Origin of the sequence: Inquilinus limosus DSM 16000 (assembly GCF_000423185.1) — a bacterium.
Taxonomy (GTDB): domain Bacteria; phylum Pseudomonadota; class Alphaproteobacteria; order DSM-16000; family Inquilinaceae; genus Inquilinus; species Inquilinus limosus.
This window is the reverse complement of record NZ_AUHM01000005.1, coordinates 364,238-389,128: the sequence shown is the minus strand read 5'-3', so window position 1 is coordinate 389,128 and position 24,891 is coordinate 364,238. Positions and strand designations below refer to the sequence as shown.

21 protein-coding genes and 1 riboswitch are annotated in these 24,891 nt (G+C 70.1%); of the genes, 5 read left to right on the top strand and 16 right to left on the bottom strand.

Annotated features, from left to right (window positions below; translation table 11 throughout):
• Positions 1-2: 2 nt before the first annotated feature.
• Both G537_RS0109160 and G537_RS0109155 read right to left on the bottom strand, forming a co-directional pair.
• Positions 3-1,214 carry a benzoate/H(+) symporter BenE family transporter gene (locus tag G537_RS0109160; protein WP_026869865.1) on the bottom strand — a complete coding sequence of 404 codons (1,212 nt, stop codon included), beginning with the start codon at positions 1,212-1,214 and terminating at the stop codon, positions 3-5.
• 108 nt (positions 1,215-1,322) lie between these two features.
• The gene (locus tag G537_RS0109155; RefSeq protein ID WP_245578984.1) at positions 1,323-2,273 is read right to left on the bottom strand and encodes a sensor domain-containing diguanylate cyclase; all 951 of its coding nucleotides are present in this window, start codon (positions 2,271-2,273) and stop codon (positions 1,323-1,325) included.
• Between the two features lie 136 nt (positions 2,274-2,409).
• Here G537_RS0109155 and G537_RS0109150 point away from each other — a divergent pair, with 136 nt between their 5' ends.
• A complete protein-coding gene (locus tag G537_RS0109150) occupies positions 2,410-2,601 on the top strand; it encodes a hypothetical protein (protein ID WP_026869863.1) in 192 nt (63 codons plus the stop codon).
• Between the two features lie 6 nt (positions 2,602-2,607).
• Here the strand turns inward: G537_RS0109150 and G537_RS0109145 are convergent, their stop codons facing one another.
• The 11 genes from G537_RS0109145 to G537_RS0109095 all read right to left on the bottom strand — a co-directional run bounded on the left by G537_RS0109145 (position 2,608) and on the right by G537_RS0109095 (position 15,691).
• Positions 2,608-3,717, bottom strand: coding sequence for an ABC transporter permease (locus G537_RS0109145; RefSeq protein ID WP_026869862.1), 1,110 nt, complete (start codon positions 3,715-3,717; stop codon positions 2,608-2,610).
• Positions 3,718-3,817: 100 nt separating this feature from the next.
• The gene (locus G537_RS0109140) at positions 3,818-4,981 is read right to left on the bottom strand and encodes an ABC transporter permease (protein WP_034851053.1); all 1,164 of its coding nucleotides are present in this window, start codon (positions 4,979-4,981) and stop codon (positions 3,818-3,820) included.
• Between the two features lie 286 nt (positions 4,982-5,267).
• The gene (locus G537_RS0109135) at positions 5,268-6,962 is read right to left on the bottom strand and encodes an ATP-binding cassette domain-containing protein (protein ID WP_425402281.1); all 1,695 of its coding nucleotides are present in this window, start codon (positions 6,960-6,962) and stop codon (positions 5,268-5,270) included.
• A 463-nt stretch (positions 6,963-7,425) separates the two neighbouring features.
• Entirely contained in the window at positions 7,426-8,436 is a 1,011-nt protein-coding gene (hlyD, locus tag G537_RS0109130) for a secretion protein HlyD (protein WP_026869859.1), read from the bottom strand.
• Positions 8,433-9,059 carry a TetR/AcrR family transcriptional regulator gene (locus tag G537_RS0109125; protein WP_034851051.1) on the bottom strand — a complete coding sequence of 209 codons (627 nt, stop codon included), beginning with the start codon at positions 9,057-9,059 and terminating at the stop codon, positions 8,433-8,435. The genes hlyD and G537_RS0109125 overlap by 4 nt, the downstream gene beginning before the upstream one ends.
• Before the next feature lie 179 nt (positions 9,060-9,238).
• Positions 9,239-10,006, bottom strand: coding sequence for a hypothetical protein (locus G537_RS0109120; protein WP_026869857.1), 768 nt, complete (start codon positions 10,004-10,006; stop codon positions 9,239-9,241).
• A gap of 83 nt (positions 10,007-10,089) precedes the next feature.
• Positions 10,090-11,118 carry an ABC transporter ATP-binding protein gene (locus G537_RS37110; protein WP_034851049.1) on the bottom strand — a complete coding sequence of 343 codons (1,029 nt, stop codon included), beginning with the start codon at positions 11,116-11,118 and terminating at the stop codon, positions 10,090-10,092.
• Entirely contained in the window at positions 11,115-12,089 is a 975-nt protein-coding gene (locus G537_RS0109110; protein ID WP_026869856.1) for an ABC transporter ATP-binding protein, read from the bottom strand. Before G537_RS0109110 ends, G537_RS37110 begins: the two co-directional genes overlap by 4 nt.
• Before the next feature lie 5 nt (positions 12,090-12,094).
• Complete coding sequence (locus G537_RS0109105; protein ID WP_026869855.1) at positions 12,095-12,997, bottom strand: ABC transporter permease; 903 nt, start codon at positions 12,995-12,997, stop codon at positions 12,095-12,097.
• A gap of 3 nt (positions 12,998-13,000) precedes the next feature.
• Positions 13,001-13,975: an ABC transporter permease gene (locus G537_RS0109100; RefSeq protein ID WP_026869854.1), complete on the bottom strand. Its 975-nt coding sequence runs from the start codon at positions 13,973-13,975 to the stop codon at positions 13,001-13,003.
• A 69-nt stretch (positions 13,976-14,044) separates the two neighbouring features.
• Positions 14,045-15,691 (bottom strand): ABC transporter substrate-binding protein, encoded by a 1,647-nt coding sequence (locus tag G537_RS0109095; protein WP_081688695.1) that lies wholly within the window; start codon positions 15,689-15,691, stop codon positions 14,045-14,047.
• A gap of 382 nt (positions 15,692-16,073) precedes the next feature.
• Between G537_RS0109095 and thrC the strand changes: the two genes are divergently transcribed.
• The 4 genes from thrC (at position 16,074) to G537_RS0109075 (ending at position 19,890) form a co-directional block, all read left to right on the top strand.
• Positions 16,074-17,480, top strand: coding sequence for a threonine synthase (gene thrC / locus G537_RS0109090; RefSeq protein WP_026869852.1), 1,407 nt, complete (start codon positions 16,074-16,076; stop codon positions 17,478-17,480).
• Entirely contained in the window at positions 17,477-18,736 is a 1,260-nt protein-coding gene (locus G537_RS0109085; protein ID WP_026869851.1) for a M16 family metallopeptidase, read from the top strand. The genes thrC and G537_RS0109085 overlap by 4 nt, the downstream gene beginning before the upstream one ends.
• A gap of 20 nt (positions 18,737-18,756) precedes the next feature.
• A complete protein-coding gene (locus tag G537_RS37105; protein WP_034851165.1) occupies positions 18,757-19,353 on the top strand; it encodes a GNAT family N-acetyltransferase in 597 nt (198 codons plus the stop codon).
• A gap of 66 nt (positions 19,354-19,419) precedes the next feature.
• On the top strand, positions 19,420-19,890 hold the full coding sequence (locus tag G537_RS0109075; RefSeq protein WP_081991322.1) for a MarR family winged helix-turn-helix transcriptional regulator: 471 nt from the start codon (positions 19,420-19,422) through the stop codon (positions 19,888-19,890).
• A 4-nt stretch (positions 19,891-19,894) separates the two neighbouring features.
• Here the strand turns inward: G537_RS0109075 and G537_RS0109070 are convergent, their stop codons facing one another.
• The 3 genes from G537_RS0109070 to thiC all read right to left on the bottom strand — a co-directional run bounded on the left by G537_RS0109070 (position 19,895) and on the right by thiC (position 24,537).
• Entirely contained in the window at positions 19,895-21,178 is a 1,284-nt protein-coding gene (locus G537_RS0109070; RefSeq protein ID WP_026869849.1) for a lipopolysaccharide biosynthesis protein, read from the bottom strand.
• A 494-nt stretch (positions 21,179-21,672) separates the two neighbouring features.
• Positions 21,673-22,569, bottom strand: a complete 897-nt coding sequence (locus tag G537_RS37100; RefSeq protein ID WP_051248216.1) for a phytanoyl-CoA dioxygenase family protein — start codon at positions 22,567-22,569, stop codon at positions 21,673-21,675.
• A 162-nt stretch (positions 22,570-22,731) separates the two neighbouring features.
• The gene (thiC, locus tag G537_RS0109060; RefSeq protein WP_026869848.1) at positions 22,732-24,537 is read right to left on the bottom strand and encodes a phosphomethylpyrimidine synthase ThiC; all 1,806 of its coding nucleotides are present in this window, start codon (positions 24,535-24,537) and stop codon (positions 22,732-22,734) included.
• A 68-nt stretch (positions 24,538-24,605) separates the two neighbouring features.
• Positions 24,606-24,721, bottom strand: a riboswitch (TPP riboswitch).
• Between the last annotated feature and the right edge of the window lie 170 nt (positions 24,722-24,891).

Genomic DNA, 24,891 nt, shown 5'->3' with positions numbered 1-24,891 from the left:
CCTCAGCCCTTCAGCCGCGCCAGCGCCATCATGGCGCCGCCGGCCAGGAGACCCCAGAAGGCGGCGCCGATGCCGAAGGGCGCCAGGCCGGAGACGGTGGTGACGAAGGTGACCACGGCCGGCAGCCGCTCCTCCTCCCGCGCCAGCGCCGTCGACAGGGCGCCGCCGAGGCTGCCGAGCAGCGCGAGGCCGGCCACCGCCTGGATCAGCAGCGGCGGCGAGGCGGCGATGAAGGCGGCGGCGAAGCCGGCGAACAGGCCGATCACGACATAGGCGGCGCCCGCCACCACCGCCGCCGGCCAGCGCCGCGCCGGGTCGGGATGCGCCTCGGCCGAGGCGCAGAGCGCGGCGGTGATCGCCGACAGGTTCACCGCATGGCCGCCGAACAGCGCCGTCAGGCCGCTGGTCGCGCCGGTGGCAACGAAGAGCGGCCCGACCGGCGGCCGGTAGCCGTTGGCGTTCAGCACCGCCAGGCCCGGCACGTTCTGCGACGCCATGGTGACGATGAACAGCGGCACGGCGATGCCGATGATCGCGCCCGTGGAGAAGGCCGGGGCGACGAAGACCGGCGCCGCCCAAGCATGGGCGAAGGCATCCGCGGGCACGGCGGTGGTCAGCGCGATCAGCACGACCGCCGCGGCCACTGCGGCGGGCACGGCGTAGAGCCGGGCGAAGCGCCAGGTCAGCGCCCAGACCAGCAGCACCGGCAGGGCCAGCATCGGCATGGCGCCCACCGCCCGGGCCGGCGCCAGGCAGAGATCGAGCAGCACCCCGGCCAGCATGGCGCCGGCGAGAGGCGTCGGGATCGCGGTGACGAGGCGGCCGAAGGGCCGCCACAGCCCGGCCGCCACCACCAGCGCCGCCGCCACCAGGAAGGCACCGACCGCGACGGGGAAGCCGCCCGCAGGCACACCGGTGGCGATCAGCAGCGCCGCGCCGGGGGTCGACCAGGCGATGCTGATCGGCTGCCTCGACCGCCAGGACAACGCCATCGCCAGCAGCCCTTGGCCGATGCACACGGCGAGCAGCCCGGAAGCCGCCTGGGCCGGGCTGGCCCCGGCCGCCGCCAGGCCCTGCAGCACGATGGTGAAGGCGCTGGCGAAGCCGACGATGGCGGCCAGGAGGCCGGCCGCGACCGGCTGCAGCACCGAGCCGCCGCCGCGCGGCGCCGCGGGCGCATCGTCGAAGGTGGAGGAAGACGTATCGGTCCGCATCGCCGGCTCTCTGCATCGGCCGGAAGACGGCTGCCGCCCGGCGGCTGCCCAAGCTAAAGGCAGCTGCCCAATTCCGAAACGGATCAATTGTTTGGATACAAGCGCCGGCTACTGCCCGATCGCGGGCCGGTCAGGCTCCGAGCCGTCGCAGAAGATCCGGTTCCGGCCGCCCATCTTGGCGGAGTACAGCGCCTTGTCCGCCCGCGCATAAAGGCTGGCGACGGTGTCTCCGGGGCGGCCGTCCGCCAACCCGGCGGAGAAGGTGTAGGTGACGTCGCGACGGTCCGGCAGCGGCTCTGCCGTGCGGATCGTGGCCAGCATCCTTTCGACGATCAGGGCCGCCTGCTCGATCGGGGTGCGCGGCAGGACCAGCAGGAACTCGTCCCCGCCCATCCGGCCGAAGCAGTCGGACCGCCGGACCATTCCGGCGATCCGCTGTGCGAAGTCGCGCAGGATGAGATCGCCGGCCTGATGGCCGTGCCGGTCGTTGACGGGCTTGAAATGGTCGATGTCCAGCAGCGCGACGCAGCCGAGGACGCCGTCCTCGGAAGGCGGCCGGCGCAGCATCTCCTCGATCCGCTCGGTCATGAACCGGCGGTTGGCGACACCGGTCAGCTCGTCGGTGTAGGAAGCCTTGACCGCGAAATCCCTGTCCTGCCGCACGGCGCGTTCTTCCACCCGCAGGCCGGTGATGTCGCTGGCGATGCAGAGCATCCAGCCGTCGCCCTGGACGGTCTCGGTCATCCACAGCCACCGCCCGTCGATCAGATCGGTCTCGTAGGCCCGGAAGGCGGTCTTGCCGCGGCGGGATTGCGTCGAGATCAGCCAGGCCTCGAAATCCTCGGCCTGGATGACGGAACCTCGGCCGGTCCGATGGTTCCGTCGCATGATCTCGGACCACAGCGGCGTCTCGTCCGGCTCGATGAAGAAGGCGGCGCGGAAGGCCGGGTTGGCGTAGCGAAGCCGGTCGAAGCTGTCGTAAACGGCGACGAGAACCGACGTCCCGTCAAGCATCCGGACAAGGCCTTCGACAACATCGTCCATGGTGCCTGCTATCATGACCGAGATCCGGTCGCGGGGCGAGCCTCGTCGATCGCGGCGCGGATGCGGCCTTGCGGAGGACGGCGGCGAGTAGGATCGTAGAACGAGGGGCGATGCCGTCGGACGGCGACGGCCACCAGGAGGAGTGCGGATCATGCGGAATCCGGCGCGGGCGTTCCTTCCGATGGTTCTGGCGGGCCTCGCCATGGCCGCGTGCTCGATGGACGAGGTCAGGGACAATTTCAACCTGTCGGTCCACAACCCGACACCGGCGGCGGAGGCCCGGACCCAGCCGACCCATGAGCCCGGCGACGATCCCTACAACCGGACCATCCCGCAGCCCTGAAGGGCTCTACTCCATCCGTCTGCGGAACATCCATGCGGCCGCGCTCAGCGTCACCAGCGCGATCAGCGCCAGCGGCACCGTGTTGCGCAGCATCTCGTCGACCGGCAGCCCCTTCAGGAACACGCCGCGGACGATGACCAGGAAGTAGCGCAGCGGGTTGGCGTAGGTCGCCGGCTGCAGCCATTCCGGCATGTTCTCGATCGGCGTGGCGAAGCCGGACATCAGCGTCGCCGGGATCATGAACAGGAACGATCCGAGGATCGCCTGCTGCTGCGTCGCCGAGAGCGAGGAAATGAACAGCCCGACCCCGATCAGGGCCAGGAGGTAGAAGAACACGCCGGTGTAGAACATCCCGAGCGACCCGCGCAGCGGCAGGCCGAACCAGACCAGCGCGACCAGCAGGTAGAAGCTGCAATGGGCGAAGCCGATCAGCAGCGACGGGACGGTCTTGCCGAGCAGGATCTCGTGCACCCGGAGCGGCGAGACGAGCAGCTGGTCGAAGGTGCCGAGCTCACGCTCGCGCGCGATGGTCAGGCCGGTGACGATGAGCCCGATCAGCACGGCGATCACGGCGATCAGGTTCGGCACCATGAACCATTGCGTGTCCAGCGCCGGGTTGAACCAGAAGCGCGGCACCGCCGCGTCCGGCCGGGCCGCGACGCCGCTGGGGCTGGCCGCATCGGCCGCCATGCCGCTGACGATCTGCGACAGGTAGTTGCCGGCGAGCTGCGAAGCGTTGGAGCGGCGGCCGTCCAGGATGATCTGCAGGTCGGCCGGCCGTCCGGCGGCGATGTCGCGCGAGAAGCTGGGCCCGATCTGGACCGCGGCCAGCACGCGCTGCCGGTCGACCGCCTCGCGCAGGGCCTCCGGCGTCTCGACCGGCAGGATGGCGCGGAAGGTCGGCGTGCCCTCGATCCGCCGCACCAGCTCCTGGCTCCAGGCGCCGCGGTCGCGGTCGAGCAGCGCGATGTCGACGTTCTTCACCTCCATCGTCGCGGCATAGGCGAAGACGAAGAGCTGCAGGATCGGCGGCACGATCAGGATCATCCGGCTGCGCGGGTCGCGCAGCACGGCCAGCAGCTCCTTGATGATCAGGGCCTTCAGGCGGCGCAGCATTGCATATTCCTCCGCGCCATCCCTGAAATCGTCATGGCGCTGCGCGCCTCGCCATGACGGCTCGGGTAAGAGGACAGGCCCGTTCTGCCCCGGCCCGACATCACGCCAGCCTCTTCCGGGTCAGCCGCGCCGCCAGGGCGAACAGCACTGCGCCCTCGAACAGCAGCACCGCCATGTTGCGCAGGTAGAGCGGCCAGATGTCCCCGGCCAGGAACACGGTCTGCAGCGCCGGCACGTAATAGCGCGCCGGCAGGATGTAGGTGATCAGCTGGATCGGCCGCGGCATCGAGTTGATCTCGAACAGGAAGCCCGACAGCAGGAAGGCCGGCAGGAACCCCGCCACCAGCGCCAGCTGCGACGCCAGGAACTGGTTCTTCGTCGCCGAGGAGATGATCAGGCCCAGCCCCAGCGCCGGGCACAGGAAGGCGGCGGTGGTCAGGTACAGCGCCCCGACCGAGCCGCGGAACGGCACCCCGAACAGGAACACGGCGACGAGCGCGCAGAGGGTCAGCGAGGCCAGGCCGAGCAGGAAATAGGGCAGGATCTTGCCGGCCAGCAGCTCCGCCGCCGTCACCGGCGTCGCCATCATCGCCTCCATCGTGCCGCGCTCCCACTCCCGCGCCACCACCAGCGCGGTCAGGAGGGTGCCGATCATGGTCATGACGATGGCGATGGCGCCGGGCACCAGCGTGTTGCGGCTGACCAGCTCCTGGTTGAACCAGACGCGCTGTTCGACATCGATCGCCGGCGTCCCGTCGGCGCCGGTCCCGGCGGCCCGCTGCGCCTGCCAGGCCGAGAGCGTGCCCTGGGCATAGGCCATGACGAAGTTCGCGGTGTTCGGGTCGGTGCCGTCGACCAGGATCTGGATCTGCGGCGTCCCGCCCGGCCGCGCTGCCTCGGCGGCGAAGCGCTCCGGGATCACGACGATGCCCTTGACCCGATTTGTCACCAGATCCTCGGCGAACTCCCGCCGGTCGGTGCCGATCCGGGCGTCGAAATAGCGCGAGGCCTGGAAGCTGGCGGCGAGGTCGCGCGCCTCCGGCCCCGGGCTCTCCACCGCGACGCCGACCTGGGTGTGGTCGGCGTCGAGCGACAGGGCGTAGCCGAACAGGAACAGCAACAGCACCGGCAGCACCACGGCGATCAGCAGGCTGGACGGGTCGCGCAGGATCTGCCGTCCCTCCTTCCACAGCAGCGCCCCGAAGCGCCGCAGCCGGTCGGCGCGGGAGGAGGCGGCGCCGGCGTCGTGGGCGGCGGCGGTCATGGATGGCCCCCGAAGGGATGGCTGGCTGCGTCGCCCCCTTCACGCCGGGCCCCCTTTTTGTCCCCCCTCCCCTTGCGGGAGGGGGATAGGGGGAGGGGTCTGCGCGCGTCCGCGCGCGAATGCCATCCGAGCGACCCGGCCGCCCAAGCCGGCTTCCCGAGATCCGGGGCAGGCTCGGGCCGAGAGAACCCCCTCCCCCTACCCCCCTCCCGCGAGGGGAGGGGGGACTCGTTTTGCTTGGATCGATGGCTGAGTTCGACCTTCACGCTCACGGAACGGAGACTCATCATGCCGCCTCCTGCCGAACATCCGAGGCCTCGACCAGGGCAATGAAGGCGTCCTCCATCGTCGGATCGGGGCGGTCCGGGCCTGCGACCCGGGCCTTCAGCTCGTCCGGCGAGCCGAGGGCGATCGAGCGGCCGCGATAGATCAGCGAGATCCGGTCGCAGTACTCGGCCTCCTCCATGAAATGGGTGGTGACCAGCACCGTCACGCCCTTCTCGACCAGGCCGTTGATGTGGGTCCAGAACTCGCGCCGGCTGATCGGGTCGACGCCGGAGGTCGGCTCGTCCAGGAACAGCACCTCGGGCTCGTGCATCACGGCGCAGGCCAGCGCCAGGCGCTGTTTGAAGCCGAGCGGCAGGATGCCGGCCGAGCGCGGCAGCAGGTCGCCGAGCGCGAAGATCTCCGTCATCAGGTCGATCTGCCGCCGCGCGCGGCGCCGGTCGAGCCCGTAGACCCCGGCGAAGAAGTCGAGGTTCTGGGCGACGCTGAGATCGCCGTAGAGCGAGAACTTCTGGGCCATGTAGCCCAGGCGGTTGCGCGCTTCGGCGGTGTCGCGGCGCAGGTCGAAGCCGGCCACCCGCCCCTCCCCCGCCGTCGGCCTCAGGAGGCCGCACAGCATTTTGAAGGTGGTCGACTTGCCGGCGCCGTTGGGGCCGAGCAGGCCGAAGATCTCGCCGCGCGGGATGTCGAAGCTGATATCGGCCGCCGCGGTGAAGTCGCCGAAGCGCTTGGTCAGACCGCGCGCCTCGATCACCGGCCCCTCGCGCGGTGGTAGCGGCTCGCGCGCCTCGGCCAGCTTCGACCGGCCGCCGGGGCCGCCGCCCAGGATGTCGATGAAGGCGTCCTCGAAGCGCGGCGCCGCCGGGTCGATCCTGGCGGCCGGGCCGGCCCCCTCCGGCGGGGACGGCGCGGCCGCCTCCTTCGTCACCAGCCGGATCGCGGTTCCCTGGATCACGCCGTCGATCACGCCCGGCCGGTCCAGCGCGGCCGCGAGCACCTGCCGGCGGCGGCCCTCGATGTCGCTCAGCCGGAACACCCGGCCTTCGACCCGCCCGGTCAGCCCGTCCGGCTCGCCCTCATAGAGCAGCTTGCCTTCGTTCAGCAGCAGCACCCGGTCGCAGCGCTCGGCCTCGTCGAGATAGGCGGTCGACCAGACCACGCCGATGCCCTCGCGCGTCAGATCCTGCACCATGGCCCACAGCTCGCGCCGCGAGATCGGGTCGACGCCGACGCCCGGCTCGTCCAGCAGCAACAGGCGCGGCTTGCGCAGCAGGGCGCAGCCGAGGCCCAGCTTCTGCTTCATGCCGCCGGACAGCTTGCCGGCCAGGCGGCCGGTGAAGCGTTTCAGGTCGGTGAAACTCAGGATCTCGTCGAACACCGCCGGCCGCTCACCCCGCGGCAGGCCCCGGAGATCGGCGTAGAGGTCGAGATTCTCCTGCACCGTCAGGTCCTCGTACAGGCCGAAGCGCTGCGGCATGTAGCCGATCCCGGCCTGGATCGCCGCCGGCCCGGCCCGGCTGTCGTGGCCGAGGACCGTCAGCGTCCCTTCCTCCGGCCACATCAGCGCGGTCATCAGCCGGATCAGCGTGGTCTTGCCCGCCCCGTCCGGCCCGACGAGGCCGGTGATCCGGCCGCCGCCGATCGCCGCGGTGACCGCGTCGAGCGCCGGCCTGCCCGGCCCGAACCGCTTGGTCACGGCGTCGATCCGGACGAGGTCCGCAGTTGCCGGGGCGGGGCTGGGATTGCTCGATGGCATGACCCTCACCCCGCACCGGCCGAAAATAACTGAGTCCCCCCTCCCCCCGCGGGAGCTACGGCATTCACACATCGATCGGCGATATCGACGGGGGGCGTGGGAACAGATTGCCTCTCCCGCTTGCGGGAGAGGTCGGACATCCGAAGGATGTCCGGGTGAGGGGACGGCTCGGTCTCGCCGAGGCCGTGGCCTTGCCGTAGGCGAGCGGATGATCCGTTCACACTTTCGGCGCTCCAGCTCTGGTGATCGCGGCCGTAGGCCCTCACCCGGAGCCGCTTCGCGTCTCCGACCTCTCCCGCAAGCGGGAGAGGCAACGCGAACGACGCCCGAGAGATGCGTGAATCCGGTCGCCCGCAAGGGGAGGGGGGACAAGGAAAGGACGGGCTCAACCGGGCGTTTCTGGTCACCTCACCCCCTCCCTGGGTACCCGCACCGTCACCGGCATGCCCTGACGCAGCCCCTGGTCGGCGTCGTCGACGATGATGCGCAGGCGGTAGACCAGGTCGGTGCGCAGCTCCGGCGTCTGCACCGTCTTCGGCGTGAACTCCGAAACCGGAGAGACGAAGCCGACGCGGCCGCGATAGGGCCGGTCGGGTCTCGTATCGGTGACCACCTCGACCGCGAGGCCCGGATGGACGCGGCCGAGATCGGGCTCGGCGACATAGGCGCGGACCCAGACCGGCTTCGTCAGCGACAGCACATAGGCGACGCTGCTCGCCGACATGATCGCGCCCGGCTCCGCCACCCGCGACAGGATGATGCCGTCGGCCGGCGCTTCGAGCGTCGCATCCGCGAGAGAGGTCTCGGCGGAGGCGAGCTCGGCCTGGGCTGCGGCCAGGGCGGCGCGGCCGGCGGCGATGTCCTCGGCCCGGTTGCCTTCCAGCAGCAGCTCCAGCGCCTGCCGCGACAGCTCAAGCCGGGCCTGGGCCATGTCGCGGTCGGCCTGGGCCTGGTCCAGCGCCGATTGCGGCGCGTTGCCTCTCTGGCGCAGCTCCTGCGTGCGGTCGAAGGCCAGCCTGGCGTTCGCCAGATCGGCCTCGCGCTCCGCCACCGTGGCGCGGGCCTGGGCGATCTCGGCGGCGCGCGGGCCGGCGATCAGCTTGTCGAGATCCGCCTGGCGCGCCGCGACATTGGCCCTGGCCGCCGCGACGCTGTCCTGGAACGGCCGATCGTCGAGCCGCGCCAGCACAGCGCCGGCGGTCACCGCCTCACCCTCCTCCAGCTTCATCTCGGTGAGCCGGCCGGAGACGCGGAAACCGAGCTCGGCCTGGCGGATGTCGACATTGCCGTAGAGCGTCAGCGTGCCGTCCTGCGCTTCGCGCCAGCCCAGCCGGCCCGGCAGGTCGAACCACCAGCCGGCGGCGACGGCGGCCCCGAGCAGAAGGACGATGACGATGCGAAGGCCCGCCTTCATGGCTGCGCCTCCGCCGCGATGCCGCGCAGATAGATGTCGAGATGCCGGTCGATGAAGACGCCGAGGTCGAAGCTCTCGTCCTGGCGCACGAAGGTGCTGCCCCAGATCACCGCCATCAGCAGCGGCGCGATCAGCAGCCTGCCGGCATCCGCCGGATCGACCGGCCGGATCTCGCCGGCGGCGATGCCGCGTTCGATCAGCCCGACGACGGTGCCCAGCATCCGGTCGATCACCGTCGCCCGCCAGAACTGCGCCAGCTCGGGAAACTGCGGGGCTTCGGCGATGATCAGCCGGGGGAACTGGCGCAGCGGCGACCCGGCCACGGTGTGCATGATGGCGCGCAGCAGCCGGGCCAGGATCTCCGGCACCGGCATCCCCGGCTGCGCCGTCTCGCCGATCAGCCGCTCGACATTGGGCAGCACCGCCTGGCGCACCAGCGCCTCGAACACCGCCTGCTTGCTGGGGAAGTAGAGATAGACCGTGCCCTTGCTGACCCCGGCCCGGGCGGCGATGTCCTCCATCCGCGTGGCGGCGAAGCCGCGCTCCACGAACAGGGCGAAGGCGGCGTCCAGCAGTTCCGCCGGCCGCGCCTCCTTGCGCCGTTTCCTCGCCGCCTGGGCCATATCGGTCCGCTCGCCTTCGTTAATGACTGACCGGTCAGTTATTATCTGGGCAGGCGGCGGGAGTCAAGGCCGGCCCCGAATGCGAGGGTCGCCCAAGGCCGGTCGGATAAAGGCGAAAGGGCCTCTCCCATCGGGAGAGGCCCTTGATCAGCTTTCATCGGAAGAGGGTTCGGATCGCGCTACTGCCCGATCTCGTCCAGCTCGGGCGGCACGGCGCCGGACTCGATGACCCATTTCGTGCCGTCGAGGCGGGCCACCGCCTGCTCGCTGCGCTTCCGGCCCTTGTTGGTGACGGCGAAGCTCAGCGCCATGCGACCGGCGGCGGGCTTGTCGAGGTCGTAGCGCCCCTCGACCTGGACGATCTCCCCCTCCTGCTCCACCGCCCCGCCGTTGCTGGCGCCGATCCGCAGCGGCTCGGCCGCGGTGATCCGGTCGTTCTCGAGCAGGTATAGGTTGATATCGGTGAAGGAGAAGCCCTGATAGACCGCCACGCTGCGGATGACGAAGGCGTCTCGTCCGTTGAACCTCGCCGCCTCCAGCTCTCCGGGGTTGCCGTAGGTCCCGACATCGGTGAAGTCCGGGATGGCGGTGACGAAGCCGGGCCCGTCGAGAGCCGGACGCGAGGGGTCGGGTCGCAGGATATAGGCCGAGAGGCGCGCCGGCTCGCCATGCCCCATGCCGCCGACGCGGCCCCGGGCCATGATCAGCAGATCGAAGCCGTCATAGGTCAGCGCCTGGACCGGCCACAGGCAGTCCACGCCATCGTCGGTGTCCTTGGCCATGATGTAGGACGAGTTGAGCGCCGCCTCGACCAGGACGCCGAGCATCGCGTCGTCCTGCAGCATCCCGTCGGCCTCCGGGCACAGGACCGGCTTCGTTTCCGCCAGAGCCGACGAAGCGGCAGTCGCGAGCATGCCGGCGGCCAGAACCGCAAACAGAAGTCTCATGACAGATGTCCCCCTTTCGCCCAATCTCAAGCCGGAAATCGCGGCGGCACCATGGCAGCCGCGACCGGCCTGCGGGCAAAGGGCTACACGCTCATGCGCATGGGCGCCGCCACCTGGTCCCGCCCCTCCTCCACCGCGTGGCAGGCGACCAGGGCGTCGCCGGCGGCGAGCGGCCGGGGCACCTCGCTCCGGCAGCGGTCGTTCGCCAGCGGGCAGCGCGGATGGAACGGGCAGCCCGGCGGCGGTGCGATCGGGCTCGGGATCTCGCCTTCCACCATCTTGCGCGGCCGACCGGTCATCTCCAGGTCCGGCAGGGCGTCGAGCAGCATCCTGGTGTAGGGGTGCCGCGGCGCCCGGAACAGCGACCGGGCCGGCGCCAGCTCGACCATCCGCCCGAGATAGACGACGCCGATCCGGCTGGCCATGTGCCGGACCACCGCCAGGTTGTGGCTGATGAACAGATAGGTCAGGCCGAACTGGTCCTGCAGGTCGCGCATCAGGTTCAGGATCTGGGCCTGGACCGAGACGTCGAGCGCCGAGGTCGGCTCGTCGCAGACGATGAACTCCGGCTCCGACGCCAGGGCCCGGGCGATGCAGATGCGCTGCCGCTGGCCGCCGGAGAATTCGTGCGGGAACTTGCGCCCGTCGCGGGGATCGAGCCCGACCCGCCGCAGCAGCTCCGCCACCCGCTCGGCGGTCTCGGCCGGCGACGAGGCCAGACGGAAGGCGCGGATCGGCTCGGCCACGATGCGGTCGACCCGCCAGCGCGGGTTCAGGCTGGCATAGGGATCCTGGAAGATCATCTGGATCCGCCGCCGCAGCTTCTGCAGCTGCGGCTTCTTGGCCGGGTCCGACAGGTCGATGCCGTCGATCAGCACCGCGCCGTCGCTGGGCGGCAGGAGGCCCACCGCCATGCGGGCGATGGTCGATTTGCCGGAGCCGGATTCGCCGACGAGGGCCAGGGTCTCGCCCCGGGCGATGGCGAAGCTGACATCCTGCACCGCCTTCAGCGTCAGCCGGGGCGAGCGGTCCAGGAGCCGCGCCAGCCAGGGCCTGGACAGGTCGAACCGCCGGCTGAGCCCGACCGCCTCGACCAGCGTCTTCGTCGTCATGTGCGAACCCCCTCGGCCAGCCAGCAGGCCGCCGCCCCCTGTCCGGCCGCCATCAGCTCCGGCCGGTCCCGCCGGCAGCGGTCGAAGGACGCGGTGCAGCGCGGATGGAAGGCGCAGCCGGCCGGGATCGCGTCCAGCCGCGGCATGGCGCCCGGAATCTGCTGCAGCCGGTCCGCATCGGTCGCGACCGTCGGGATCGAGCCCATCAGCCCGCGGGTGTAGGGGTGGTGTGGCTGCTTGATCACGGTCCGCACCGGGCCGATCTCGGCGATCCGGCCGGCATACATCACCGCCACCCGATCGGCGGTCTCGGCGATCACGCCCATGTCGTGGGTGATCAGCATCACCGCCGTGCCGCGCTCCCGGCACAGCCGCTTCAGCACCGCGATCACCTGGGCCTGGACCGAGACGTCGAGCGCCGTGGTCGGCTCGTCCGCGATCACCAGCTCCGGCTCCGCCGCCAAGGCCAGGGCGATGACCACGCGCTGGCGCATGCCGCCGGAGAATTCGTGCGGATAGCTGTCGATCCGCTCCGCCGCCGCCGGGATGCCGACCTCCTCCAAGAGGGCGATGGCGCGGCGACGGGCGCCGTCGCGGCCGAGCGGCAGATGGGTGGTGATGGTCTCGGTCAGCTGCCGGCCGACGGTGTAGAGCGGGTTCAGGCTGGTCAGCGGGTCCTGGAAGATCATGCCGATGCGCCGGCCGCGGATCCGCCGCATCGCCTCGGGCCTGAGATTGTCGATGCGCTCTCCCTTCAGGCGGATCTCGCCGCCGGCGATGCGGCCGGGCGGGTCGATCAGCCCGATCACCGCGGTGCCGGTGATCGATTTGCCGGCCCCGGATTCGCCGACCACGCCCAGCACCTCGCCGGGCGCGATGTCGAAGGAGACGCCGTCGATCGCGGTCAAGAGGCCGCGCCGGGTGCGGAACTGGACCTTGAGGTCGCGGACGCTGAGGGTCGGTTCGGTCATGGCCCTCACCGCAGCTTCGGGTTCAGGGCGTCGCGCAGCCAGTCGCCCAGCAGGTTGACCGACAGCGCCAGCACCGCCAGCGCCGCGCCGGGGAAGATCGTGATCCACCACTCGCCCGAGAACAGGAAGCGGTTGCCGATGTTGATCAGCGTGCCCAGCGAGGGCGAGGTCGACGGCACCCCGACGCCGAGGAAGGACAAGGTCGCCTCGGTGATGATCGCCAGCGCCAGGTTGATGGTGGCGATCACCAGCACCGGGCCCGTCACGTTCGGCAGCACGTGGCGGAACATGATGGTCCAGTCGGACAGGCCGATCAGCCGGGCCGCCTGGACGTATTCCTTGCGCGATTCGACCAGGGTGGAGCCGCGCACGGTGCGGGCGTACTGCACCCAGTAGGACAGGCCGATGGCGACGACGATCACCCCGATCTGAACATCGGTGCCGCCGCCCTTGCCGACCAGCGCCAGGGCGATGCCGTTGATCAGCAGCGCGATCAGGATCGCCGGGAAGGTCAGCTGCACGTCGGCGACACGCATGATCACGGCGCCCAGCCAGCCGCCGTGATAGCCGGCGACCAGGCCCAGGGTGACGCCGATCAGCATGGCGAGAGCCACCCCGGCGAAGCCCACCATGAGGGAGATCCGGGTGCCGTAGAGGATGGCCGAGAACAGGTCGCGCCCCTGGTCGTCGGTGCCGAGCGGGAATTGCGGGTCGCCCTGCGCCTCGAAGGCCGGCGGGATCAGCGAGTTCATCAGATCGAGGCTGGCCGGGTCGAACGGGTCCTGCGGCGCGATCAGCGGCGCCAGCACGGCCCCGGCGGCCATCAGCAGCGTGACCAGCAGGGCGAGGATGGCGAGCGGCGAGCGGCTGAAGCGCCAGGCGAGATCGCTGTCGAGGAGGCGCCGCATCGCTCAGGTCCCCGCCCCGACGCGGATCCGCGGGTCGACCACGGCGTAGAGGATGTCGACCACCAGGTTGATGGTGACGAAGATGAAGGCGCTGAGCAGCAGGTAGGCGGCCATGATCGGGATGTCGACATTGGCCACCGCCTGGATGAACAGGAGGCCCATGCCCGGCCACTGGAACACCTGCTCGGTGATGATGGCGAAGGCGATGATCGAGCCGAGCTGCAGCCCGGTGATGGTGATGACCGGGATCAGCGTGTTCTTCAGCGCATGGCCGAAATGGATCGCCCGGTCGGTCAGGCCGCGGGCGCGGGCGAAGCGGATGAAGTCGGTGCGCATCACCTCCAGCATCTCGCCGCGCACCAGCCGCATGATCAGCGTCATCTGGAACAGGCCGAGCGTAATCGCCGGCAGGATCAGCGAGCGGATGCCGGACAGGGTAAGGAAGCCGGTGCTCCACCAGCCCAGCCGCACCACTTCGCCGCGGCCGAAGGAGGGCAGCCAGCCGAGCTCGACCGAGAACACGAAGATCAGCAGGATGCCGATCAGGAAGGTCGGCAGCGACACCCCGACCAGCGAGGCGCCGAGGAACAGGCGCGAGACCCACCGGTTGGGATAGAGGCCGGTGAACACGCCCATCGGCACGCCGACCAGCAGCGCCAGCAGGGCGGAGGTCAGCGCCAGCTCCAGCGTCGCCGGCGCGCGTTCGCCGATCAGGTCCGAGACCGGCTGCTTGAACTGGTAGGAGTTGCCGAAGTCGAACTGCGCGGCATGGCCGGCATAGCGCGCGAACTGGACGATCACCGGGTCGTTCAGGCCCAGGCTCTCGCGCAGCGCCTCGCGCTCCGCCTCGGTGGTCTCCTGCCCGACCATCTGGTTGATCGGGTCGCCGACGAAGCGGAACATGGTGAAGGCCAGCAGGGCCACCACCAGCATCACCAGGACCGCCTGCGCCACGCGCGTCAGGATGAAGGCCAGCATCGCACCCCGCTGCCGTTGCTGCCGTTGGGATGACGGGCGGCGGCTCGCCGCCGCCGCCCGGCGGGACCGCTAGTTCTTCTTGATCCAGTCGAAGATCAGCCAGTTGTCCGGCCGCTGGACCACGGTGAACTTCTTCGACACGCCCCAGGACAGCGCCTGCTGGTGCAGCGGCAGATAGCCGACATCCTGGTTCAGCAGGATGTCGTAGGCCTGGGCGATCAGGTCGTCGCGCTTGGCCTTGTCGCCTTCGACCGAGAAGGCGTCGACCAGCGCGTCGACCTTGGGGTTGCAGTAGCCGCCGTCGTTCGAGACGGCGACTCCGGGCGCCCGGCAGCGCACCAGGTTGTTGAAGACGCTGAGCGAATCGTAGCCGTCCGGGGTCCAGCCCAGCAGATAGAAGCTGGTGCTGTGGCCGCCGGCCTCGCCGATCTGGGTGAAGTGCTTGGCGCGCGGCTGGGCGTTCAGCGTCACCTTCACGCCGATCCGGGCCAGCATCGACACCACCGCCTGGCAGATCGCCTCGTCATTGACGTAGCGGTCGTTCGGGCAGTCCAGCGTGACCTCGAACCCGTCCGGATAGCCGGCCTCGGCCAGCAGCTTCTTCGCCGCCTCCGGATCATAGGGGTGCCGCTTGAACTCGCCGGCCCGGTCGAACAGCTTGGGCGAGATCATCAGCGCCGTCGGCGTCGCCTGGCCGCGCATGATGCGCTGGGCGATCGCGTCCTCGTTGATCCCCTGATAGAAGGCCAGGCGCACCCGCCGGTCCTTGAACGGGTTCTTGCCCTTGACGCTGGAATACAGCAGCTCGTCGCGGCTCTGGTCCAGGCCGAGGAAGATGGTGCGCAACTCGGGCGCGGTCAGCAGCGCGGTGTCGGGATTGTTGGCGACCCGGTCCTGGTCCTGCACCGGCACCGGATCCACCCAGTCGACCTGGCCGGACAGGAGCGCGGCGACGCGGGTGGCCGAGGACGCGATCGGCGTGAACTCGACCCGGTCGATGTTGCCCTCCGGCTTGCCCCACCAGTTCGGGTTGCGCACGAACACCGTCTTCACCCCGATCTCATGGCTTTCGACCATGAAGGGGCCGGTGCCGTTGGCGTGCAGCACCGCATAGCCCGGGTTCTTGTCGGCCGTGGAGGACGGCGCCAAGGCGTTGTTCGCCTCCGACCACTCCTTGTCGAAGATCGGCCAGGAATCCCAGGTGCCGTTCAGCAGCGGGTTGGGTTTCGTCAGGACGAAGTCGACCGTATGGTCGTCGACCTTCACCGCCTTCATGTCCGAGGGGACGCGGCCCTTGATGTCCGAGCCCGGGGCGCGCAGCCGGTCGAGCGAATACAGCACGTCGTCGGCGGTGAACGGGTTGCCGTTCTGGAACTTGACGCCTTCGCGCAGATGGATGCGCCAGCGCAGCCCGTCGTCGGTCACCTCCCAGCCCGTCGCCAGGGCCGGCTCGATCTTCATGTCCTTGTCGCGCCGCGTGAGCCCCTCATAGACGTTGCTCATCGTCGCCGTGGTGAAGGTCTCGTTGTACTGGTACGAGTCCAGCGTGTTCAGGTTGCCCTGGAAGGCGAAGCGGAACACGGTCTCCGCCCGCGCCGTGGCGGAGGCCGCCAGGATGGCCGCCCCCACCAGAAGACCGGCCGCGGCCCATCGCAGCGGCGCGGGCGCCGCCAGGGCCAGGGATCGCCGTCTGCCTCTCTGTCTCACATCCGCCATCGCTGCCTCTCGTTCGGTTCTTGGTTGCGGGGAGCCGAGCAGGGCCGGCCGGGACCGGGCGATCGAAAGCGCGCCCGTCCGGTCTCCGCCGGCGCGATGTGTTGCCTCCCGCCCGGATGATTGCGCGAGTTTCGCTCCGGGTCGAGCCGGATCGGGACGCGATGCCCAATTCGAGGGCAGCGGCCGGCGCGCTTGCCGGCAGATCGGCCTGCAATCCCGTGATTCCTTTCCCGGCTTCGTGCCCCGGGACATCCGACGCAACCGCCGTGCCAAAGCCGCCGGGCTGGGATGCGACTCCGCCTCCCGTGGCCGCGGCCGGCCGGCTTGCGCGGTATCCGCCCAGGCCCTAGGGTACGCCGCTTCTGTCCTGGAGAATGCCGCGGTGCGCTATATCAGCACCCGGGGGAACGCCCCCGCCCTTGCCTTCGACGACGTGCTGCTGGCCGGCCTCGCCCGCGACGGCGGGCTGTACCTGCCCGAGACCTGGCCCACCCGTTCGGCCGAGGAGTGGCGGCGGCTGCGCGGTCTGTCCTATGCCGAGCTGGCGACCGAGGTGATGCTGCCCTTCGTCGAGGGATCGCTGACCCGGCAGGAGCTGGGGGCGCTGGCGGCCGAGACCTATGCCGGCTTCGACCATCCGGCGGTGGCGCCGCTGGTCCAGATCGACCACGACCTGTGGCTGCTGGAGCTGTTCCACGGGCCCACCATCGCCTTCAAGGACTACGCTCTGCAGCTGCTGGGCCGGCTGTTCGACCATGTGCTGACCAAGCGCGGCGAAAGGGTGATGATCGTCGGCGCCACCTCGGGCGATACCGGCTCCGCCGCCATCGAGGCCTGCCGCGACCGCGCCGCGGTCGACATCGTCATCCTGCATCCCGAGGGCCGCACCTCCGAGGTGCAGCGCCGGCAGATGACCACGGTGCTGTCGCCCAATGTCCGCAACGTCGCGCTGAAGGGCAGCTTCGACGACTGCCAGGACCTGGTGAAGGCGATGTTCGCCGACGCCGCCTTCCGCGACGAGATGCATCTCTCGGCGGTGAACTCGATCAACTGGGCCCGGATCATGGCCCAGATCGTGTACTACGCCGCCGCCGCCCTGGCCCTCGGCGCGCCGGACCGGCCGGTGGCTTTCGCCGTGCCGACTGGCAATTTCGGCAACGTCCTCGCCGCCTATGCCGCGCGGCGCATGGGCCTGCCGATCGCCAGGCTGGTGGTCGGGTCGAACCGCAACGACATCCTCGACCGCTTCTTCAAGTCGGGCGAGATGCGGATGGACGGCGTGGTGCCGACCTTGAGCCCGTCGATGGACATCCAGATCTCCTCCAATTTCGAGCGGCTGCTGTTCGAGCTGTGCGACCGCGACGCCGAGCGGCTGGGCGCGCTGATGGCGGAGTTCCGCGGCACCGGCCGCTTCGCCGTGACCCCGGCGATGCACCGGACCGCGACCGAGCTGTTCGCCAGCCACCGCCTGGACGACGAGGGCACGCTCGCGGTCATCGCCGAGACGCGCGCGAAGACCGGCCAGACCATCGACCCGCACACCGCCTGCGGCCTGGCCGCCGCCCGCGCCAACCCGGCCGGCCGCGGCATCCCGATGGTGGTCGCCGCCACCGCCCATCCCGCCAAGTTCCCGGACGCGGTCGAGCGCGCCACCGGCTGGCGCCCGCCCCTGCCGCCGCATCTCGCCGACCTGTTCGAGCGGGAGGAGCGGCTGACCGTGCTGGCCAACGACCTCGCCGCCGTCGAAGGCTTCGTCCGCCAGGCCCGCACCAACGGGGGGCCGCGATGATGCCGGTCCGGCAGAGCACCCTGTCGAACGGCCTGCGCGTCGTCACCGACCCGATCGGCACGGTCGAGAGCGCCTGCGTCGGCCTCTGGGTCGGGGCCGGCACGCGGCACGAGACCGCCGAGGTCAACGGCGTCGCCCATCTGCTGGAGCACATGGCGTTCAAGGGCACGCGCCGGCGCAACGCCCAGGACATCGCCCAGGAGATCGAGGCCGTGGGCGGCCATCTCAACGCCTATACCAGCCGCGAGAACACGGCCTATTACGCACGCATACTGAAGCAGGACGCGCCGCTGGCGCTCGATATCCTCGCCGACATCCTGCAGAACTCGGTGTTCGACGAGACCGAGCTGGGGCGCGAGCGCGCCGTGGTGCTGCAGGAGATCGGCCAGGCGATCGACACGCCGGACGACATAATCTTCGACCAGTTCCAGGAGGCCGCCTTCCCGGACCAGCCGATCGGCTGGCCGGTGCTGGGCACGGCCGAGATCGTCGGGTCGCTGCCGCGCGAGGCGATCGCCGGCTATATCGGCCGCAACTACGGCGCCGAAACCATGGTGCTGGTCGCCTCCGGCAACATCGACCACGACCGGCTGGCCGAACAGGCCGAGCGGCTGTTCACCGCCCTGCCGGCCAAGGCCGAGGCGCGCACCGCCCCCGCTGCCTATCGTGGCGGCGAGCACCGCGAGGAGCGCGACCTGGAGCAGCTGCACCTGGTGCTGGGCTTCCCGGGCCTCGCCTATGCCGATCCGGATTTCTACGCCGGCTCGGTGCTGTCGACCCTGCTCGGCGGCGGCATGTCCTCGCGCCTGTTCCAGGAGATCCGCGAGAAGCGCGGCCTGGTCTATTCGATCTACTCCTTCACCAGCGCCTATCAGGACGGCGGGCTGTTCGGCATCTATGCCGGCACCGGCGAGACCGAGGTGCGCGAGCTGATGCCGGTGCTGTGCGGCGAGATCGGCCGGGTGACGGAGGATGTGGCGGAGGACGAGGTCGCCCGCGCCCGTGCCCAGATCAAGGCCGGGCTGCTGATGAGCCTGGAATCGACCATGGCGCGGGCCGAGCAGCTGGGCCAGCAGATGCTGATCTTCGGCCGCCCGGTGCCGCCGGAGGAGGTGGTGGCGCGGATCGACGCGGTCGACGGCGCCGCGGTGCGCCGGGTCGCCGAGCGCCTGTTCCGCACGGCCCCCACCCTGGCGGCGCTCGGGCCGGTCGGACAGCTCGAGAGCTACGACGCGATCCGGGCCCGGGTCGGCTGACGGCGTTGAGCGGGGCGGCGGTGATCGGCTTCTTCCGGACGGGGCTCGGCACCCTTCCGCCGGTCCGGATCGAGGGCCGGCGCACCTTCCTGCGGCCGCCGCGGCTGCGCGACTGGCGCGCCTGGGTGACGCTGCGCGGCGAGAGCCGGTCCTTCCTGACGCCGTGGGAGCCGACTTGGCCGGAGGACGCGCTGAGCCGCGCCGCCTATCTGCGCCGGCTGCGCCGCCAGATCTACGAATGGCGGCAGGACGAGGGCTACGGCTTCCTGATCTTCGAGCGCGAGAGCCGGCAGCTGGTCGGCGGCATCGGCTTCTCCAATGTCCGCCGAGGCGTCGCGCAGTCGGCCTCGATCGGCTACTGGATCGGCGAGCGGTTCGCCCGGCAGGGGCTGATGACCGACGCGACCGCGGCGGCGGTCGCCTTCGGCTTCAACCAGCTCGGCCTGCACCGAATCGAGGCGGCCTGCCTGCCGCACAACGAGGCCAGCCAGCGGCTGCTGACCCGGCTCGGCTTCACCCGCGAGGGCTATGCCCGAGCCTATCTCAAGATCGACGGCGACTGGCGGGATCACTTGCTGTTCGGGCTGGTGGACACCGAGTTTCACCCGGGACCGTGACCATCCGGCTTGATGCCCTTCGTCTGCGCGCCTAGGTTCAGCGAAATTTCAAGCGGAACGCGGCACGTGGCATTGGACTGGGACACCCTCTCGCGCACCCTGCGCCCCGAGAACAGCCCCGGCTTCCTGCTGTGGCAGGTGGCCAATCAGTGGCAGCGGCTGCAGCGATCGACCCTCGAGCCCCTCGGCCTGACCCATGTCCAGTTCGTGCTTCTGGCCGGCCTCGCCTGGCTGAGCCGGAAGGAGAACGACGTCACCCAGGCCCGGCTCGCCGCCTTCTGCAAGACCGACGCGATGATGACCAGCCAGGTGGTGCGGTCGCTGGAGGCCGGCGGCTTCATCGCCCGGGCGCCGCACCCGACCGACAGCCGGGCCCGGCAGCTCAGGGTCACCGCCAAGGGCGCCGAGGTGCTGAACGCGGCCATGCCGCGGGTGCGCGAGGCCGATGCCCAGTTCTTCGGCGCGCTGCAGGAGAGCCAGGGCTTCGTCGAGCAGCTGCGCCGGCTGTGGGCCAGCGGCGCCAAGCGGGAACCGTAGAGCGTTACGCCAGCAGCCACGCCGGGATCAGGAACACCAGCGGCGCGAACAGGGCGATCCGCATCCGCGGCAGTGCCTCGCCATGCCGCCACAGCAGGGCCAACTGCGCCTGCAGCGCCACGAACAGGGTGCAGGCGAAGACCAGGGCCGCGACCGGCAGCGTCAGCAGGCCGAACGCCTGCAGCACCGCCAGGGCGGCGACCATCAGCGCCGCGCTGGTCAGCAGCCACATCGTCGCCTGCCGCGAGATCAGGGCCCGGTTGATCCGCAGCTCGACCTGGGCCAGCGACACCCACCAGATCGTCTGCATGCAGACGATGGGCAACAGCTGCGACATCTGCGGGAAATAGGCGGTCCAGGCCGGCAGCAGCCTGTCGCCGAACAGCTCGAAGCCGGCCAGGATCACCGCCGCGCCGGCCATCGTGACCGCCAGCAGCTTCAGGTAGTAGCGGTCGAACCACCCGGCGGAGGATTCGTAGAGCTTGGCGAAGTGGACGGTGGTGACGAGCTGGTGCACCAGGAAGATCGCCGCCGCGGTGCGGAGGCAGACGGAGTAGATCGAGACCGCCTCGACCGACAGGAACCAGCCGACCAGGATGCGCGAGCTGCTGACGATGGCGAAATAGACCAGCGAATTCACCATCATGAAGAAGCCCATCTTCCGGGCATCGACATGGGCGGCCAGGAAGCGGGGCCGGATGGTGCGCACCAGGCCGGCCAGGGCGAACAGGGTGAGCCCCAGCGAGACGGCGCCGCAGCCGATGATCACCGCCCACAGCGGCACCTGCCGCAGGGCCGCGAAGACCAGCGCGCCGACGATCAGGAAGACGTAGAGCGCCAGATTGTCCGCCACCAGGATGCCGAAGCGGCGCCCCTTGGCCCGGTAGAACACGCTGGCGGTGAGCTGCGCCCCGGCGCCGGCGATGGCGACGCCGGCGAAGACATGCAACAGCGGGCCCGAGACGGCATAGGCGATCGCGGCGAATCCCAGGCCGATCAGGCCGATCGAGGCGGTGACGAAGAACAGCAGGTCGAGGACATGGTCGTCCTTGCGGATCAGCACCAGCTGCGGGATCGCGCCCGGCACGCCGAGGCTGAGCAGCTGCGCCGCGATGAGGCCGATGCTGAGCCCGAGCTCGGCCGTGCCGTAATCCTGCACGGTCATGATCTGCGACAGCAGCAGCGGTCCGAAGAAGGCCGAGCCCTTGCCGAGGGCGAAGGCGAGCAGGAACAGCATCGCCTGCCCGCTCATCGCCCTCACCCGGGCGAGGTTCATGGTGAACGCCATGTCCGCTCCCGTGGCGCGGTCCGATCCCCCTCACCCTCCCGCCGCCTTCGGCGTCGGGCCCCTCCCTCTCCCCAACTAGGGCATCTACACATCGGTGGGCAGGGCGAGGCAGCGAGCATACGAACAGATTGCCTCTCCCGCTTGCGGGAGAGGTCGGGCTCGCGCAGCGAGACCGGGTGAGGGCGACCCGGCTGCGACACCAGGGCCAGCGTTTCAGGACAAGGGCAGGTCATGTGCTCGCCCGCCGCAAGGCTGTGCTTTCGGCAGCGCCGCCATCCCCTCACCCGGACATCCTCCGGATGTCCTCTCCCGCAAGCGGGAGAGGCAAAGGAAACTGCGCCCCGAAGATCTGTAGATGCCCTCCCTCTCCCAAGGAGAGGGAAAAGGAGCGCCCCCGTTTACCTCTCCCCGGGGAGAGGTCGAAATCGCGTCAGCGATTTCGGGTGAGAGGGTGGCCCCGGCCCATCCACATGGCTCCATAGGCCAACCCTCGATCAGGCCCGGAGATAGACGCGGTTGATGTGCGGGTCGAGCGTCAGGCCCTGGGCCACCCGGCCGGCCTCGACGATCGGGCGCAGCGGGCCGTACAGGATCGGGCCCTGGCAGTAGACCACCTGGAAGATCAGCCGCGGCGTCTGCCGCGCCGGCAGGCCGCGATGCAGGCCGAAGGTGTTCTCCAGGAAGCTGGTGCCGGCCGCCCCCTCGAACTGGACGAAGCGCTCGCGCCCGAAGGCGGTCTCGACCTCGGCGTCGGAATAGCGGCGGATCGGCATCAGCCGGTCCTCGCGGTGCGAGCCGCGGACATAGATGTGCGGCCCGGCCCCGGCATCGACATCGGTCAGGTAGACGAACAGCTTGATGAAGCGCCAGTCGTCATAGTCGCGGTGGAACAGCTCGGCGTGCTGCCCCTGCTCGTGCCCGGCGATCGACCACCAGGCGGCCATGTAGCTGATCGTCGGCTTGCAGCCGAGGGCGCCCTGCACCGCCTCCAGCACCGCCGGATCGTTGGCGATGGCGAAGGCATGCGGCGCGTTCACCACCACATCGGGCCGGAAATGCGCGATATGGGTGCCGGCCGGAGCCTGCTCCGGCGCCTGGAAGGTGCCGTGCTCGGGCTTGTAGGGATTGAAGGACGGATGTCCGGCGAAATAGCGCCGCATCTCCTCGACCCTCTCCGGCGTCATCAGCCACGGCGTCATGGCGAAGCCGTCGGTGTCGAGGGCTGCGGCCGCGGCCTGGGCCTGCGGCGAGCCGGAGATCGGGCCGCGCCCGACCCGGCTGGCGATCCGGTCGGCCACCCAGTCCCGCCAGGCGACGCGCCGGAACCGGCGCTGCAGCAGGAACCGGGTCATCAGGCCGGCCTTGGCCGCGTGTTCGGAAAGGGCTGCCATCAAAATCTCCTCGCGCCGAGCGCTGCACGCCGTCGACGGCGGCCCGGAACGGATCCGTCCCGGGCCGCCAGCGGTGAAATTCCGCTGCGAGTCCTATACCGGTCGTCCCCGTGCGGACCAAGAATGATTTTCATCTCGGTCCGCACGGAACGCCGGCTGCGGTCACTCGGCCGCGCGGTAGATCTGCCCGCCGCCCTCGCGGAACCGCGTCGCCATCTCGGCCATCCCCGCCTCGGCGGTGGCCCGGATCTCCTGCGTGATCTTCATCGAGCAGAATTTCGGCCCGCACATCGAGCAGAAATGCGCCGTCTTGGCGCCTTCGGCCGGCAGCGTCTCGTCATGAAAGGCGAGCGCCGTGTCCGGGTCGAGCGACAGGTTGAACTGGTCGCGCCAGCGGAACTCGAACCGGGCGCGGGACAGGGCGTCGTCGCGTGCCTGCGCCGCCGGATGGCCCTTGGCCAGGTCGGCGGCATGGGCCGCGATCTTGTAGGTGATGACGCCGGTCTTGACGTCGTCGCGGTTCGGCAGGCCGAGATGCTCCTTCGGCGTGACGTAGCAGAGCATCGCGGTGCCGAACCAGCCGATCATCGCGGCGCCGATGCCGGAGGTGATGTGGTCGTAGCCCGGCGCGATGTCGGTGGTGAGGGGGCCCAGCGTGTAGAACGGCGCCTCGCCGCAGGCGGCGAGCTGCTTGTCCATATTGGCCTTGATCTTGTGCATCGGCACATGGCCGGGGCCTTCGATCATCACCTGGACGTCGTGCTCCCAGGCGATCTTGGTCAGCTCGCCCAGTGTCTCCAGCTCGGCGAACTGGGCCGCGTCGTTGGCGTCGGCGATCGAGCCGGGGCGCAGCCCGTCGCCCAGCGAGAAGGCCACGTCATAGGCCCGCATGATCGCGCAGATCTCGCGGAAATGGGTGTAGAGGAAGCTCTCGCGGTGGTGCGCCAGGCACCATTTCGCCATGATCGAGCCGCCGCGGCTGACGATGCCGGTGACCCGCTTCGCCGTCAGCGGGATATAGGGCAGCCGCACCCCGGCGTGGATGGTGAAATAGTCCACCCCCTGCTCCGCCTGCTCGATCAGCGTGTCGCGGAAGATCTCCCAGGTCAGGTCCTCGGCGACGCCGCCGACCTTCTCCAGCGCCTGGTAGATCGGCACCGTGCCGATCGGCACCGGGGAATTGCGCAGGATCCATTCCCGGGTGGTGTGGATGTTGCGGCCGGTCGACAGGTCCATCACCGTGTCGGCGCCCCAGCGGATCGCCCACACCATCTTCTCCACCTCCTCCGCGATCGAGGAGGTGACGGCGGAGTTGCCGATATTGGCGTTCACCTTCACCAGGAAGTTGCGGCCGATGATCATCGGCTCGGATTCCGGGTGGTTGATGTTGGAGGGGATGATCGCTCGCCCCCGCGCGACCTCGTCGCGCACGAATTCCGGCGTGACGTAGTCCGGGATCGCGGCGCCGAAGCTCTCGCCGTCGCGCGCCGCCTGGTCCCTGAGGCGCTCGCGGCCGAGAGTCTCGCGGATCGCGACATATTCCATCTCCGGCGTGACGATGCCGGCGCGGGCATAGGCCATCTGGGTCACCGCCGTGCCGCCGCGGGCCCGCAACGGCCGCCGGTCACCGCGCGGGAACTCGAACAGATTCGCCGCTTCGCCGGGGCGGCGGCCGTCGTCCTCCGGCCGCACGGCGCGGCCGTCATAGGCCTCGACGTCGCCGCGGGCGGCGACCCAGCCGGCGCGCAGGGCCGGCAGGCCGGCGCCGATGTCGATCAGCGCCGCCGGGTCGGTGTAGGGGCCGGAGGCGTCATAGACCCGGAGCGGCGGTTCGCCCGATTCCGGCGACAGCGCGATCTCGCGCATCGCGACGCGCAGGTCGGGGTGACGCTCGCCGGGCACATGGATCTTGCGCGACGCCGGCAGCGGGCCGGTGGTGACGGTTGTAGGGATGATGTCCTTGGGCATCCGCGTCCTCCTCGATCGAACGGATTGAGGGCGTGCCAAGGACGGAAAGCTGGAAAGAAGGCGGCTGAGCGCGCATGTGGTTCCATTCCCTACGCCGGCACGACCCGGATCAGGTTCGAAGGGTTCCCACGTCGCGAATGGTGTGGTGTCTCAGCTCCCTACCGGAGCTCCCCTCGGAACACCCCGATCAGAGCGCGCCCGGGGACGGGATGTCAAGCGGGGTGGCCGAGACGTCTCTCTACCGTCTCGAAAACTCGCGCTCCCACCGCTTCGCCTCGACCTTGACCCCATTCCTAAAAACATCTATATTCCAACGCATTGGGGTGGATTTCTGAGCTTTCGGTTGAGAACGAG